Genomic DNA, 16,278 nt, shown 5'->3' with positions numbered 1-16,278 from the left:
ATTATTGTAACATTTTATACCACTCCTCAGGTCTCAAAGTGGAACAAATCAATAGCCTATTAAACACAGCAGCACTTTTTTGGCAAAGCTAAATTGTTTTTAAATTTTCAAGATTTTTCCCTGATCCATATAAAGCACTTGCGCATTTAAATAAGCCAACTCATCGGCGTGATGTGTCACATAAATCATCGGTAATTGAGTCTGGGTTTTTACCCGATCAAGGAAAGGTAAAATTTGCTGTTTTAAGCGTTGATCCAAACCTGTTAAAGGTTCATCTAGCAATAATAAATCTGGAGAAGACAACAGCGCTCGTCCAATTGAAACACGCTGCGCCTCTCCACCAGAAAGTTGATGTGCATGGCGCTTAAGTAAGTTCCTTAGTTCCAATAAATCCACAATCTGCTCAAAAGCAAATTTTTTGTCGAGATCAGTGCGTAAATGTTCGGCATATTTTAAATTCTGTTGAACATTCATATGTGGAAATAACCATGCCTTTTGAAAAACCAAAGCAATACGACGCTGATGCATCGGGACACGAATTTTTTTCTGATCATCAAATAATACTTGTTTGTTCAGTAATATTGAGCCTTGGCTCGGTTGTAATAACCCAGTGATATTTTTAAGTAAGGTTGATTTACCACATCCTGAAGGTCCCATGATCCCGAGTAATTGTTGTTGCATGTGCAACTGTACCTGTAGATTCAAGTCAGCATATTGAAACTGAAAATCACATTGCAGCATCTTTGCCTCCTAGTTTTCGCTGATACTTCTGCAAAATATAATAATTTGCAATCAATGCTGAGAAAGCGATTAACAAAGACAGCACCACCAAACGCATGGCAGCCTGCTCACCATCAGGTTGTTGAATCAAGGAATAAATGGCGATTGGGATAGTGCGTGTTTCATCTGGAATATTCCCGACAAAAGTAATGGTTGCACCAAATTCCCCCAAACTACGGCTAAAACATAAAATACTCCCGATTAAAATTCCGGGTAGCGCCAAAACCAAACTAATACTTCTAAACACCTTGAATGGACTGGCACCTAGAGAGCCTGCCACCTGTTCTAATTGCTGATTGATCATTTGAAAAGACAATCGAATCGGCTGTACCATAAGTGGGAAAGCCACCACCATCGATGCTAAAACTGCACCTTTCCAATTAAAAGCCATTTGAATACCGAGTTGATTCAAATATTGACCAATCCAACCCTGTGCACCAAATAAGATTAAAAGTAAATAACCTAAAACAACTGGCGGTAAGACCATTGGCATCTGTAGTAATGCTTCAACAACAAACTTCAACTTAAAGTCATAACGCGCCAGTATCCAAGCCAGCATCACAGCAAAAGGCAGGCAGAATAAAGTTGCACAAATCGCAACTTTTGCCGATAAATACAGCGCACTCCACTCTTCAGGGCTTAACATAGACGATGACCTTAAAGTGTAAATCCATATTGAAGCAGTATTTTTTTGGCTTGCGGATTTTCCTTTAAGTATTGATTAAATTTAACTGCAGATGGATTATTTTGTCCCTGTTGAGTCAAAGCAATCGGATAGACGATGGGTTGATGACTATTGCTTGGAAAAACACCTGAAATTTTGACTTTTTTACTGATCAACGCATCTGTTTTATAGACGATTCCCACCTGACACTCGCCACGTTCAACAAATGCTAAGGCTGAGCGAACATCGTCAGTGCCAACAATTCGACCATTCAAACTATCGAGCCAATTCAATTTAATTAAGCTTTGTTTGGCATATTTACCTGCGGGTACAGATTCCATTTGTCCTGTACACAAGCGACCCTGAAAGGATTGCGCAAAATTAAATTGTGGAACAGTTTTAAACTGTTGCTTACTTTGAACTGGACTGATTAAAACCAACTGATTAAACAGAAAAGGCTTCACTTGGTTGTGTTGAATTTTTTGTTTTTGTACCAAGTAATTCATCCAATCCTGATCGGCAGAAAAGAAAATGTCGCTGGGTGCACCTGCTTCAATCTGCTTTGCCAGAGCTGATGATGCACCAAACACAGGCACGATTTTAATCTCAGGATTTTGCTTTTCATATACTTTGGCAATATCTGTAACAGCATTGGTCAAACTTGCTGCCGCATAAACCTTAACAGTTTCAGCATGTGACAACGTCGAAAATAGCGTGAAAGCAAGCACAAAATTGATCGGTCTACGCATTTTTGGTTCTCTCAGTTTTGGATGAATAACACAGGTAAAATCTGTCCTTTCTGTATGTCTTGCTCTGCGGGAACCCGTACAATACAGTTGGCATGGATGAGATTACTGAGCATATGAGATTGTTGTTTTGCTAAACTTTTTAAACTTAAGTGACCTTGTTCAAAGACAGCACTCATTCTTAAAAATCGTTCACGTGCATCGGATTTAAGTGCGTGACTGATGATGCCGTTTTGCCACTGTGGGGGAGATTGATGCCCTTGCAAAGCGCCAAGTAAAGTTGAGACGTAGACTTGCATACCGATATAGACCGCAGCTGGATTTCCCGGTAATGCCAATAAATAACAATGACGTTGATCTTTGCGCTGATATTTAGCAAACAACATCGGTTTGCCAGGTTTTTGTTTGACTTTCCAAAAAATTTGCTCAAAACCTAACTTGAGTGCAACAGGTCGAACAAAATCATAGTCCCCAACAGAGACACCACCAGTACTAATAATCAAATCATATTGATTTTTGAGTTCGTCAAATAAATTGAGGACTTGTTGTTGTTGATCATCAACATGAATCACATCTATGCTTTGATTGTGTGTTTGGAACCATGCCTGAATCAAAGGTCCATTTGCATCAAAAATTTTACCTGAGTTTAAACACTCGACAGTCTCAGCAACTTCATCCCCTGTAATTACTACAGCAATTTTAGGGTATTTAAAAACCTTTAATTGCTTTATTCCTGCCATACTCAACGCAGCAATCACTCCCGTATTTAGCTTCTGACCAGCAGGCGCAAGTCGCTGACCTTGCGTCACCTCTTCACCCTTCTCACGAATATCTGCATATTGTTTTAATTTTTCATCAATTCTAATCACTTGCGTGCTAAGCACTTCCACAATTTCCTGACGGGCAACTGTAGTAGTTCCTATCGGTATTTGACTTCCTGTGAATATTCGTAAGGCCTGTCCTTGTAACAGTTTCACATCGACTGTTTGCCCTGCACGCACCTCACCCACAACATCAAACTGTATACCCGCTTCTATCGGTTCTTGACTAGATAACGCATATCCATCAACAGCACTTTGCGAAAACAAAGGTAAGTCAATCTTTGAAAAAATGTCATCTGCAAGATATCGATTAAGCGCTTGGCTCAGCGGTAAAACTTCTATATCTAAACAATGGCTATGTGTCAAAATAAGCGCTAAAGCTTGATCAATAGAAATTAAGCCCTTCTCTACACCGCAATCCTGACTAACAACCTGATGATTCATTGATAGCCTCCTGTATGCGGAATATTTTTTTGCACATCAAAGAGATGAACCAAAGCAGGTAAAATCGCAATGAATGATTCTTGTGCACCTTGTCTACTTCCCGGCAAGGTGATGACCAAGCTTTTTTCAATATAGCCAGCAACCCCACGGCTTAAGGCAGCATAAGGTGTACGGCGCTGACCAAAACTGCGTGAAGCTTCCATCAAACCGGGAATTTCACGCTGAAGTAAGGGTTGAATGGTTTCAACAGTAAGATCTTTTGGCCCTAATCCTGTCCCTCCCACTGTTAAAATCAGTGGATATTGATTTTTTTGCTGTTCAATTAAAGCCAATAATTGTTTAGGTGAATCAGGAATCACTTGATAGTCAATTCCCACAAAATTGGCTTGTTCGAGGATCTCCAATACATTTTGCCCAGCAGTATCTGGTTTTTTGCCTGAAGCAACAGTATCAGATAAAACAATAATTGAAGCAGTCAAAGGTTCTTTCAATACACGCGTAAAGTGCGATTTCCCACCTTTTTTCTTCTGTAATTTGCATTGATCTAGACATAAGTCCTCGGGTTCACAATGCGGTTTCAACATATCGTACAAGGTTAAACCTGCCAAACTCACTGCTGTTAATGCTTCCATCTCTACGCCAGTTGGACCTATTGTTTCAACTGTAGCCATGATCACCACATGGGTTTCATTTAACTCGTATTCCACATCTGCACGATAGATTGGCAAAGGATGGCACAGTGGAATTAACTCATCGGTACGTTTGGCTGCCAAAATTCCTGCAATTCGGGCAGTTTTTAATGCATCACCTTTTTCAGTATTGCCATTTCTTAACAGTTCGATGCAATGCGAAGGTGCATGTAATATCCCTGTTGCAACCGCTGTACGATAGCTTTCTGCTTTCATGCCCACATTTTTCATTACATCTTCCTTCTATTGCGATATTTTCCAAGGCAAATCGTGTTGTGCTGAATATGTTTTACATATGCCATTGATAAATAGTCTGTTCACAAGTCTTGTTGAGTACAACGTTTTGCTCACGATCTGACTGCAATGATTTATGTGCTGAATGTTGATGTTCACAATGCTGTTGCATGTGAGATTCATTATGTGAAACTTGACTTGATCCTACATAGTCCTTACGGATACAACAGCCTGCAACATATTGGCTACTTCCATCTTGATAAAACTCTTCTTTCCACACAGGAACCTCATGTTTTACTCGCTCTACAGCTTCTTCACACGCAGCAAAAGCTTCACGACGATGTGCTGCATAAGCCACTGCAATAATGGCTTTTTCACCAATCTCCAAAGTCCCAACCCTATGGATCACTCGAACATAAGGCACAGCAAACTGCTGTTGGATTTCTTGTTCAATTTGACGAATCATTTTTTCAGAAACAGGCGCATAGGAAGTATATTTTAATGACTTAACCGCTTTACCTTCATGATGATTCCGCACAGTTCCAATAAAAAAATCAATTCCACCACATTCAGGAAAATTTTGAATCGGGTCAAAACTTTCTAGGCGCAGTGCTGAATCCTGAATACGGTTAAATTGTTTGAGACTATGTTTAAAAGTATGCATATCAACCTCCAGCCACTGGAGACAGTAAAACCACGGTACTGTCTGATTCTAATAAAGTTTGACGTGGAATAATGTCTTCACCAATCGCGCAGGCACAACGATCAAGCAATGATTCTGCCTTGGGATAACGGCATATTAAGTCATCTAAAACGTCTGAGATTGTCATTCCAGATTTAGTTTGCAGACTTAAATCTGAAGGTAATAAACGTTCTATCGCACCAAAACATTCAATTTTAATCTCAATCGTTGGCGATGATTGCTTTGAATCATGGTCTATTGCTGTTTTAGAAAGAACGGAAGAATTCAACATATTAGCCTCCAATCATATACATACTAATTTTTCGGGATGGGGAGTGATCTAACTTTGCTTCTTGAGCGATATCATGAAAACCTCTTTTTTTCTGCCAAATATAATCAGTCAGAGTCTGTTGAAGTTGTAAATTAGACTGTAAATTGAAAGTCTTAGGAAAAAAAGTAAAGCGTTGAGGCAATCTAGCGTGTACCGCAAAAGATATGGTTTGCACCGAAGGTGTTTGAGCGAAATATGTTGGATGCATCCGAGCTGATGATTGTTGTAATGCTCTAATCTGTGCCTTGAGGGCAATACCTTGAGGGGCAAATAAACAATTGAAGAAATCGCCTTGAGCTGTCAGACGCACACGATCACAAGTACCACAAAATGAATGAGTGATGGTTGAAATAATCCCAATCGGATAACCATTAATTAAATATTGTCGAGCAGGCTCAGAGGATTGCCCCTGTTGTAAGCTGACTTCAAAATCTTGCTTTAATTGCGCTAAGATATACTGCTCACTCACAACATCTGCTTGTGTCCAATGTCCTGCACCATCTAAAGGCATAAATTCTATAAAACGCACGATGCAATTATTTTGAATCGACCAATGTGCCAAAGGTAAAATTTGATCTTCATTTTTACCTTTGATGAGTACCGCATTGATCTTGATTTTTAATCCGACTTGTTGTGCAATTCCAATTCCGTCAAGTACAGGCAGTAATTCTTTTTTGGTCAAATCTTTAAATTGGCTAGGTTGCAAACTGTCTAGACTGATATTTAAATCATCAAGCCCTGCTTGTTTTAACTGCACTGCATATTGTTTAAGATAATAAGCATTGGTGGTTATCGAAACTCTTTTTAAACCCAGTTTTTTCAATTTTTGTAAATCATCGATGAAATGTACTACACCTTGACGCATCAACGGTTCTCCACCTGTGATACGAATATGCTCGATTCCACGCTGCACCATAAACTCGCAAAAAACATACAGCTCTTCAAAACTGAGTAAATCATGTTTTTTGATCCACTCAGGATGTTCAGGCATGCAGTAAACACACTTAAAATTACAGCGATCAGTTACCGAAATTCGAAGCTTACGCTTGATGCGACCATGTTGGTCGATAAAGGCAGTATTCTGTTTATGTGGTGTCATTGCATTCATACACACATCCCTTGAAGCACTGTTTAAGTTCAAAATGTTTTAAACTTGAAATTTGCGCTATTTTCTTAAGCTTAAAATTGCAAAAAGTGTTCCAACTTTAATCATTGCGAAGCGAACTTAAAATAAAACCACTGTTGTTGTTTTTTACCAACAACTAACCTAATGATTTAAAAAATAATCTATTTTTTAATACAACAGTTTTAACTGGCGATATTGCTGCAGCTCATCTAAAGAATTAATACTGTGAAAAAAAAGTGCATGATTTTCAAAAGCTGCCTTTTGAGCGTGCAAATCACTAAAACACTGTTTTAAACTGCGCTGTCCCTGATCAAAATGAGTGCGTATCATGGCGAATGAACTGCGCTTTAACAGACAGAATGGATATAACGCTTTGCCATTGATCTCAACATAAGCCACCTCTGCCAACGGGACACGTGCTAAAGCCCGATGTAATTTCTCAACTACCTGAACTGGAACAAATGTCACATCGCAGGGCACAAACAACACATAGTCAGATTTCACATAAGACCACGCACTTTTCATTCCCATGAGAGGCCCTAAAAAGCCTCTTTCATCATCTTGATAGCAATAAATATTGGGAATAAGTTTTTGATAAATCGAATAATCACGATGACTGTTGACCCAGACTTGTGCAACTTGATGTTTCAGTTGTTGATGGATTTTTAGTAACTGAATTTGATCATCAAACTTTTGCAAAAGCTTATTTATTCCATTCATACGTCTTGCTTGACCACCCGCAAGGATCACCAAATCAGTTTGAGGGTATGTCGACAACTTTGTTGTTATTGCACTTTTTTTTTTCATTCTATCGCCTCCGCTTGACAGGCTTTAATCAGTCCACGTATCTCAGGTAGACAGGAACCACAGTTACCACCTGCTTTTAGGCAGGCAGTTACTTGTTTTTCATGTTGGATGCTTTTTTCTTTAATGGTGGCAATAATTCGATTTTTACCCACTTTAAAACAACTACAAACCAGTGGACCATCACTGTTTGCTATCGACATGGCTTGTCCTGCCAAAAGTGCTTTTCGGTGCATTGCGCTGAGTCGTTCCCGCTTAAATAAACTGGCAACCCAGTCCCGATCAGGTAATAAAGCTTTTGGTGCGATATATAAACTCGCAATCAGGCGACCATCTTTTAACACCACACTATGACTGATATGTGCGGTTTGATCTTCTAAATTCAGCCATTCAAAGCTTTCATCTTGAAAAGGTAAAAGCTGCTTTAAATGCTGGGTAATTTGTTCAAAACGACGCCGATCCGCCAATTCATAACGTATCGCCTGAGTGGTTTTAATTTTGGTCCACCAAACTGTACTTTCGATACTGTTTTGAACCAGATGTTCATAACCCACTCGTACATAAAACACGCCTTGCCATTGTGTATAGAATGGTTGAATCATCACTGGAGTGTGCTTGAATTCAGGCTCTCCTGAGATCGCATCAACAACTGGGTTGACCACTTTTCCAATCCGCGCATCTGATGCAAACTGATCATTCCAGTGGATTGGCGCAAAAATTTGTCCACGGCGAATGTTATCACTCAGTACCGCTCTTAAAACACATAAGCCCCATGCGGATTTGATCTCAACTAGTTCAGCGTCCTTCACTCCATATTTCAGTGCATCATTAGGGTGGATTTCACAAAAAGGTTCTGCCTTATGGCTAGACAAATTTGCAGAAAGACCCGTGCGAGTCATGGTATGCCACTGATCACGAATCCGTCCTGTATTGAGAATTAAAGGATATTCATGTGTCGTTGAATGTACTGGATCAATCGCTGTTGTGGCAATAAATTTGGCATGTGTATTGTTATGGCTGAATTGCCCAGATGAAAATAATTGAGCAACATCCTGCTGATGTTCCGAATCCAAAATAGGCCACTGTACTGGTGCAAGCGATTGATATTGCTTAAATGAAAGTCCAGTTAAACCTGCCAAATTAAAATATCGAAATGTGTCAGTCTCTGAACGAGATGACAGTCTTTGGTTTTGATAAGCGGATAACTGTGCATGTTCTTTAAAAATTTCATGGCTATTTTCAAAATCAAAACCTGAGAAACCCAATTTTTTTGCTACTTGCGACACAGACCACCAATCTGCTTTTGCCTGTTCAGGTGCTACTAAAAAAGCCCGTTGTCTTGAAATACGCCGTTCAGAATTGGTCACTGTTCCATCTTTTTCTCCCCACCCCAAAGCGGGTAAAAGCACATCCGCAAATGCTGTAGTGTCGGTGTCTTTACATATATCGGATACCACCACAAACTCACATTGAGTTAAAGCACGTTTAACCTGATCTGCATTGGGTAAACTCACCACTGGATTGGTCGCCATAATCCAAATGGCTTTAATTTTCCCTTGTTCAACTGCCTCAAATAAATCTACTGCTTTTAAACCCACCTGTTGAGCAATCGTTGGACTGTTCCAAAATGTTTGAACCAATTGTTGATGATGAGGATTCTCCAAATCCAGATGTGCTGCCAACATATTGGCAAGCCCCCCCACCTCACGTCCGCCCATGGCATTGGGTTGCCCCGTCATCGAAAATGGCGCTGCACCTAACTTTCCAATTTTTCCAGTCAACAGATGACAATTAATGATGCTATTGGCTTTGTCCACACCTCGAGAGGATTGATTAACCCCCATTGAAAAAAGCGTCATCACTTTTTCTGTGTGTGCAAATTTTTCAAAAAATAACTGTAATTTTTCCTGTGAAATTGCTGTTTTTCTCGCAACATTTTCTAAGCTTGATTCCGTTTCAGCGCTTTGTAATGCTTCGTTCAACCCTTGTGTATGGGCATTTACAAATTCGGTATCGGTATAGTTATGTTGATATAAATATTGGAGTAACCCATTAAACAGTGCGACATCTTGTCCAATTTTAATTGGTAGATGTAAGTCAGCTGCTTCGCATGTTGCGGTAAACCGTGGATCAATGACCACCACAAATAAATCATCTTGTTGCTGTTGTCTACGCTCTTTAGCTTGCATGATTCGTTGATACAACACAGGATGACACCATGCCGTATTTGACCCAACCAACACCACCATGTTTGTATGTTCAAAATCCTCATAACTGGCAGGTACTAAGTCTTCACCAAAAGCACGTTTATGTGCCGCAACCGCCGAAGACATGCATAACCTTGAGTTGGTGTCGATGTTGGCTGTTCCCAAATAACCTTTAACAAATTTATTGACCACATAATAGTCTTCAGTCAATAACTGCCCAGAGACATAAAATGCAATACTTTCGGACCCATATTGTTGGATATAATGTTGAAATTTATCTGCAATCAAATCAGTTGCAGTATCCCAGTCACTCTCTTGACGTTCTGTTTTACTTCCAAGCATGGGGTGTAAAACACGTGTTTCCAAACCAACTGTATCAGCGAGGTTACTTCCTTTGATACAAAGTTTTCCATAATTGGATGGATGATCAATATCTCCTGCAACAGACAGCTTTTGCCCAAATGCAGTCTTTTCAACTGTTGCACTCACACCGCACCCTACACCGCAATAAGGACATGTAGTGTGGGTGGTTTTGATGTTAGTTTCTGTAGAGCTATGCAGTTCCACGACAGGGATACTATTCATTTCTGCGGTGCTCCTTATCTTGTGCATGGAGTTAACAATTTTTAGAGGTTTTCATTCCCACGCTATAACTAGACTGGATCAATAACATTCGTTCATAACGAAGTATTCAAAATCAGAGAAGTTAAATGCTGTAATTGTCTTAAACAACACTTGAGCTGCGCCATATACAGCGTGGGTGGGACAAAATCATGAATAAAATTAGCCTGCTTTTTTCAATGCAAAATCTCGACCAAATAGCAACTTATTGCGAATTGCAGAAATCGGAGTTTGATCAGCAATCAACTCTGCATACCATGCACCGTCTTCTGTATCTCCAAATAACACCGCACCCACAACATGGTCATTTTGAATAATAATGCGTTTATAGATTTGTCGTTTTTCATCATTCAACACAATATCTTCAAAGCCCTCATTCTCTTGGCTATTTTCGATATCAATACGTCCAGCGGAGAAAACATCACAACCACTGACTTTAAGTTGAGTTGGAACAGTGGGTGCTTTAAAAGTTAAACTGCCATGCTCTGCCAAATGTGATGCACAGATAAAGGCTTGCCCCCATAGTGGTTCAACCAAACCAAAGGTTTGCTGGCGATGTTCAATACACTCACCCACAGCATAAATACTCGGGTCATAGGTTTGCATGGTGTCATTGACCAACACACCGCGATTGCAACGTAATCCTGCACTTTGTGCTAAAGCCATATTTGGACGAATACCAACGGCAAAAATAACCAAATCAGCAGCCAATATCGTGCCATCCTTTAAGCGCACTTGACTGACATGACCATCTTCACCCAACAGCTCTTCTGTATTGGCTTGCGTGATAATTGAAATACCTTTTTGTTCGATTGCCGTTTGCAACATTTGACTGGCTTTGGCATCCAATTGACGGTCCATAATACGATCCATCAAGTGTAAAACTGTGACATTCATGCCACGTTGTTTTAATCCATAAGCAGCTTCCAAGCCCAATAAGCCACCACCAATCACCACTGCATTGCGTTTGGACTGACAATATTCAAGCATCTTGTTGACATCATAAATGTCACGAAAACTCAATACTCCTTTGAGATCAGAACCTTGAACAGGTGGGATAAATGGTTTAGAACCTGTGGCCAAAATCAAACGATCATAATCCACCATTAAACCTTTTTGGGTGTAGATCTGCTTACGAGGGCGATCTATACGCACGGCTGGATCACCTGCGATGAAACGAATATTTTTATCGGCATACCATGCATGTGGGTGTAACATGATGTCTTCTATCGTTTTATCTCCCGATAAAACAGGTGACAGCATAATTCGGTTATAGTTCCCCCATGGTTCTTCACCAATCACCGTGACCTCGTAGCGCTCAGGTGCCATATCCAACAGATCTTCTAAGCAACGCATCCCTGCTAAACCGTTGCCAATCAAAACCAGCTTCATTTTTTCCTGAGTCATGCCATTGTTAGTGATATAGGTTTTTTGTGGCGTTGGGCTAATCCAGACTCGACCATCTTCAATCTTGCTTGGGAAGACCAACAACTTTTGGTCTTTGTCTTCTAAACAACGTCCTGTGGCGAGACTAAAATGTTGCTTGTAGATGGGTGAAGCTACGACACGCTCACCTTGAAGATCTCCAATAATTCCACGTGACATTACAAATGCTTGGCTAAATGGGTCTTGATTACTGAGCGCATATACTCGCTTTTCATTCCCTACACGAAAAATTGCCACTTGTTGCTCATTCAACAAAGCACCAACACCAGTATTCGGTGTGATATCGTCCAAAGCACAAATATCCAACCAATCTAATTCATTCATTTCTTTTAAAATTGTCATGAGACTCTCCCTTATCTTTAAGCTTCAACTACAGCAATACGACTAAGATCTCGTTCCGCTTGGGTTTTAGGGCGAATTTGTCCACGAACCTCTGCAAATTGGATATGTGGGTCTTGTTGTTGTTGCGACTTGGCATTGATAAATGTCACAAAACGCTTACGAACTTCAGGATCTTCAATTGCAGTGCGCCATTCATCTTGATAAGTTCCAACCACATGGCTCATACGGCGCTCTAATTCTGTCGCGATGCCTAAAGAATCATGTATCACCACATCTTTTAGATAATCCAAACCACCTTCCATATTGTCACGCCACACTGAAGTACGTTGTAAACGATCGGCTGTTTGGATATAGAACATAAAAAATCGGTCAATGTATTGAATTAAAGTTTGCGTATCTAAATCTGAAGCCAGTAATTCGGCATGGCGTGGTTTCATTCCACCATTTCCACAGACATAGAGATTCCAACCCTTTTCAGTTGCAATCACTCCCACATCTTTACTTTGTGCTTCTGCACATTCACGAGTACAGCCTGAAACCGCCATTTTTAATTTATGTGGTGAACGTAAGCCTTTGTAGCGGTTCTCAAGAAAAATTGCTAAACCTACAGAATCATCGACACCATAGCGGCACCATGTACTGCCTACACATGACTTTACTGTTCGTAATGACTTTCCATAGGCATGTCCAGACTCAAAACCTGCATCAATTAGTTTTTGCCAAATTTCAGGTAATTGATGGACTTGCGCACCAAACATATCAACACGTTGTCCACCTGTAAGTTTGGTATATAAACCATATTCTTTAGCAATTTGACCAATCGCAATTAAACCATCTGGCGTTACTTCACCACCCGCCATACGTGGTACGACAGAATAAGAGCCGTCTTTTTGGATATTTCCCAGATAATAGTCATTGCTGTCTTGCAGTCCAGCATGATTTGCTTTCAATACAAAATCATTCCAGCATGAGGCTAAAATATTGGCGACTGTTGGTTTACAAATATCACAGCCCAAACCATGTCCATACTGTTGAATCAAATCATCAAAGCTTTTAATTTCATTGACCCGAACCAAGTGATACAGCTCTTGACGGGAGTAAGCAAAATGCTCACAAAGATGGTTATTGACTGTGACGCCTTGACGCTGTAACTCTGATTTTAAAACTTGTGTAACTAAAGGTGCGCAGCCACCACATGCCGTTGCAGCTTTGGTGCATTTTTTCAACGCACCTAATGAAGTCGATCCATCAGCGATTGCTTGACATATATCTGCCTTAGATACGTTATTACACGAACAAATAGTGGCACTATCAGGCAATAGATCGACTCCACTCCCGCCTGCTTTCGCAGCAGACTGAGCATATCCCGGCATGATTAAGCTTTCTGGATTTTCTGGAACAGACAAGCCATTCAGCATCATTTGCAATAAATCATTATATTCTTTGGCGCAGCCCACCAGTACTGCACCTAATAATTGTGTTTTCTCAGCATTGACGACGATTTTTTTATAAACCATCGCATCTTCATCTGCATAGAAGTAGCTTAAAGCACTCGGTGTCATGGCATGCGCATCGCCTACGGATGCAACATCTACTCCCATCAGTTTTAACTTGGTGCTCATGTCTGCGCCAGCAAAGGCACCACAACTTTGTTGCATCACGTGTTTGGCTGCAATACGTGCCATATCATAACCAGGCGCAACCAAACCATAAATTTTGTTATTCCATAATGCACATTCACCAATCGCATAAATGTCCGGATCGGAACTTTGGCAATAGTCATTGATCACAATACCGCCACGCTCTCCCAAGACCAAACCACTTTGACGGGCTAATTCGTCACGTGGGCGAATTCCTGCTGAGAATAAAATAATGTCTGTTTCAAGTTCAGAGCCATCACCAAATTTCATCAAGTGCGTGCTGTTTTGACCTGCTTCAATCGCAGAAGTGGCTTTTTGGGTATGTACTTTTACACCCAGATTTTCGATTTTTGCCCGTAAAACCTTACCGCCTAAATCATCAATTTGAACAGCCATGAGACGAGGTGCAAACTCAACCACATGCGTTTCAAGGTCTAAATCTCTTAAAGCTTTTGCTGCTTCAAGACCAAGCAAACCACCACCAATAACAACACCTGATTTGGCATTTAAACTCGCTGCTCGAATTGCATCCAAGTCATCAATGGTTCGATAGACAAAACAGTTTTCGCGTTCATTTCCCGGAATAGGTGGGACAAATGCATAAGAACCTGTGGCAAGTACCAATTTATCATAGGCAATGACATCTCCCTGATTGGTGGTGATACGTTTATTAACTGTATCAATTGCGATGGCTTTGGTACTTAAACGAAGATCTATGCCATAAGCATCAGCAAAGTCTGTGCGACAAAGGGTTAAATCTTTTGCTGATTTTCCAGTGAAATATTCTGTTAAATGCACCCGATCATAAGCGAGGCGTGGTTCTTCTGCCAAAATCGTAATTTCAATTTCATCACCCGCATGTTCCAACACAGATTCAATAAATTTGTGTCCAACCATTCCATGACCAATCATGACAAGTTTCATCTTCATTCTCCTCAATTCACTTTTGCTTTTGTTATTTGTGACTCAATTAAGCCGCACTGTTGTGTTTAATACTTGTGGTCGCATTTTGTTCCATGCTATTGCGTTCAAGTACAGCGGCTTCAAATAACTTTTGCTCTTTCTCTTTATGTTCAACTGAGAAGCGAATCATCAACACACAACTCGCAGCGATCACCACTAAACCGCCCAATACCATCAATGTGGTTTGAATATCCAACATACCTTTTAATAAAAAACCCGCTGCGACTGCGCCCACATTTCCACCAGCGCCAATGATTCCAGCAACACCACCCAATGCATCACGATCAATAAATGGCACCAGCGCATAAGTTGCACCACAAGCCATATGGGTAAATAAAGCAAATACTGTCATTGCAAGGATCGCTAATATCGCTGTATTCATTTGTGAAAACACGATGAGAAAAACACCTTCCATCAAGATCATGGCGAACAGCACTTTCGTACGCCCGTCTAAACCTTTCTTGGTCGCAACTTTGTCTGAAACAATGCCACCGAAAGCACGTGCAAAGAGTGCCAATAAACCAAAAATACCTGCCACCATTCCTGCTTCTTTTAAACCAAATTTAAAATGGTCTACGTAATACATTGCGACAATGTTATGAATGAAAATTTCTATCCCAAAGCATGCTGCATAAGCACCAAATAAGATCCACACTCGATAGTTTTTTGCAGCATGTATTAAAATCGCCATACCGCCTTTCTTATCACTGCCAACCTGTAGCCCTTGTGCACGGAGTTCTTTAAAATTCCCTTGTGGTGCATCTTGCGTGAACTTCCAGTACATCGCCCCAACAATCAGCATCAGCACACCCGGTACAACCAGTGCAACTCTCCACCCCATCGCTTGCTCTACACCAAACATGACCAATGCAGCGAGCATCAACGGCATCAATGCTTGAGTTGCACCACCACCTGCATTTCCCCAACCTGCAGTTGTTGCATTTGCTGTACCTACGACATTTGGGGCAAACATGATACTGGTGTGGTATTGCGTGATGACAAAACTGGCACCTATTGCACCAATCAATAATCGAAAGAATAAAAAGGACTCATAACTATTTGCAGAAGCTACACCAAAAACTGGAATACTGCCGATAATCAACAATGCCGTATATGTTTTACGTGGACCGTATTTATCACATAAGGGTCCAACGATCAGACGGACTAAAATAGTGATGGCAACAGCAGCAATATTGATATTGGCGATTTGATCTTTGGTTAAATGAAATTCACCCGCAATCACAGGCATTAAAGGTGCACAGGCAAACCATGCAAAAAAACAGACAAAAAAAGCGAGCCAACTCATATGGAAGGCTCGCATTGCTGCGCTGCTGAAACTAAACAGATTAATTTTTGTTGCTTTTTTAGCATCTAAATTTGAAGACATAGCTTCGATCTCCTGAACTGAACGCATACAAGTTGCTGCTATGCACAAGGCATATCAGTAACGATCAGAACGGACGTCGTTGGCCGTCTTACAAATTTTGAAAGTCTTCTTTGACTTGCTCAGATATAAGCATAGTTCGTGCCAATATTTTTAAACCACTGTTTTTAAATTTAATTTAATTCCTTTAGGTTTTATTAAATAAAAATAATCATGACTTCAGAATTAAAATATAAAGACCTAAACACTGATCTCCCCTTTATATTCATTGCACATGCATGTTTAGAATGCAATTTGCTTCAATAGAGTGCATTTTATTTTTCCCTTTTTCCAATTCATCATCCACAAACCAAT

General features: G+C 40.4%; 13 protein-coding genes. All 13 read right to left on the bottom strand.

Annotation, left to right across the window (positions count from 1 at the left end):
* Positions 1-99: 99 nt before the first annotated feature.
* The gene (locus AC1Z3T_RS01235; protein WP_004828971.1) at positions 100-741 is read right to left on the bottom strand and encodes an ATP-binding cassette domain-containing protein; all 642 of its coding nucleotides are present in this window, start codon (positions 739-741) and stop codon (positions 100-102) included.
* Positions 728-1,426: a molybdate ABC transporter permease subunit gene (gene modB / locus AC1Z3T_RS01230; protein ID WP_100885569.1), complete on the bottom strand. Its 699-nt coding sequence runs from the start codon at positions 1,424-1,426 to the stop codon at positions 728-730. Before modB ends, AC1Z3T_RS01235 begins: the two co-directional genes overlap by 14 nt.
* Before the next feature lie 11 nt (positions 1,427-1,437).
* Entirely contained in the window at positions 1,438-2,193 is a 756-nt protein-coding gene (gene modA / locus AC1Z3T_RS01225) for a molybdate ABC transporter substrate-binding protein (RefSeq protein WP_100885570.1), read from the bottom strand.
* 11 nt (positions 2,194-2,204) lie between these two features.
* Positions 2,205-3,455 (bottom strand): molybdopterin molybdotransferase MoeA, encoded by a 1,251-nt coding sequence (locus AC1Z3T_RS01220; RefSeq protein WP_100885571.1) that lies wholly within the window; start codon positions 3,453-3,455, stop codon positions 2,205-2,207.
* Entirely contained in the window at positions 3,452-4,375 is a 924-nt protein-coding gene (gene moaCB, locus AC1Z3T_RS01215; RefSeq protein ID WP_100885572.1) for a bifunctional molybdenum cofactor biosynthesis protein MoaC/MoaB, read from the bottom strand. Before moaCB ends, AC1Z3T_RS01220 begins: the two co-directional genes overlap by 4 nt.
* 58 nt (positions 4,376-4,433) lie before the next feature.
* Positions 4,434-5,042, bottom strand: coding sequence for a molybdenum cofactor biosynthesis protein MoaE (locus tag AC1Z3T_RS01210; protein WP_042085923.1), 609 nt, complete (start codon positions 5,040-5,042; stop codon positions 4,434-4,436).
* 1 nt (position 5,043) lies between these two features.
* Entirely contained in the window at positions 5,044-5,352 is a 309-nt protein-coding gene (locus AC1Z3T_RS01205; RefSeq protein WP_004828983.1) for a MoaD/ThiS family protein, read from the bottom strand.
* A gap of 1 nt (position 5,353) precedes the next feature.
* Positions 5,354-6,499 (bottom strand): GTP 3',8-cyclase MoaA, encoded by a 1,146-nt coding sequence (gene moaA / locus AC1Z3T_RS01200; RefSeq protein WP_100885573.1) that lies wholly within the window; start codon positions 6,497-6,499, stop codon positions 5,354-5,356.
* Positions 6,500-6,685: 186 nt separating this feature from the next.
* Complete coding sequence (gene mobA, locus AC1Z3T_RS01195) at positions 6,686-7,324, bottom strand: molybdenum cofactor guanylyltransferase (RefSeq protein WP_100885574.1); 639 nt, start codon at positions 7,322-7,324, stop codon at positions 6,686-6,688.
* Positions 7,321-10,113, bottom strand: coding sequence for a molybdopterin-dependent oxidoreductase (locus AC1Z3T_RS01190; RefSeq protein WP_483396438.1), 2,793 nt, complete (start codon positions 10,111-10,113; stop codon positions 7,321-7,323). Before AC1Z3T_RS01190 ends, mobA begins: the two co-directional genes overlap by 4 nt.
* Positions 10,114-10,311: 198 nt before the next feature.
* On the bottom strand, positions 10,312-11,937 hold the full coding sequence (nirD, locus tag AC1Z3T_RS01185) for a nitrite reductase small subunit NirD (protein WP_042085932.1): 1,626 nt from the start codon (positions 11,935-11,937) through the stop codon (positions 10,312-10,314).
* Positions 11,938-11,954: 17 nt separating this feature from the next.
* A complete protein-coding gene (gene nirB, locus AC1Z3T_RS01180; RefSeq protein ID WP_100885576.1) occupies positions 11,955-14,501 on the bottom strand; it encodes a nitrite reductase large subunit NirB in 2,547 nt (848 codons plus the stop codon).
* Between the two features lie 46 nt (positions 14,502-14,547).
* Positions 14,548-15,927 (bottom strand): MFS transporter, encoded by a 1,380-nt coding sequence (locus AC1Z3T_RS01175; protein WP_100885577.1) that lies wholly within the window; start codon positions 15,925-15,927, stop codon positions 14,548-14,550.
* Positions 15,928-16,278 lie beyond the last annotated feature (351 nt).

It is taken from the genome of Acinetobacter sp. B-6, assembly GCF_056930735.1.
This window is presented reverse-complemented; position numbering and strand designations above follow the sequence as displayed.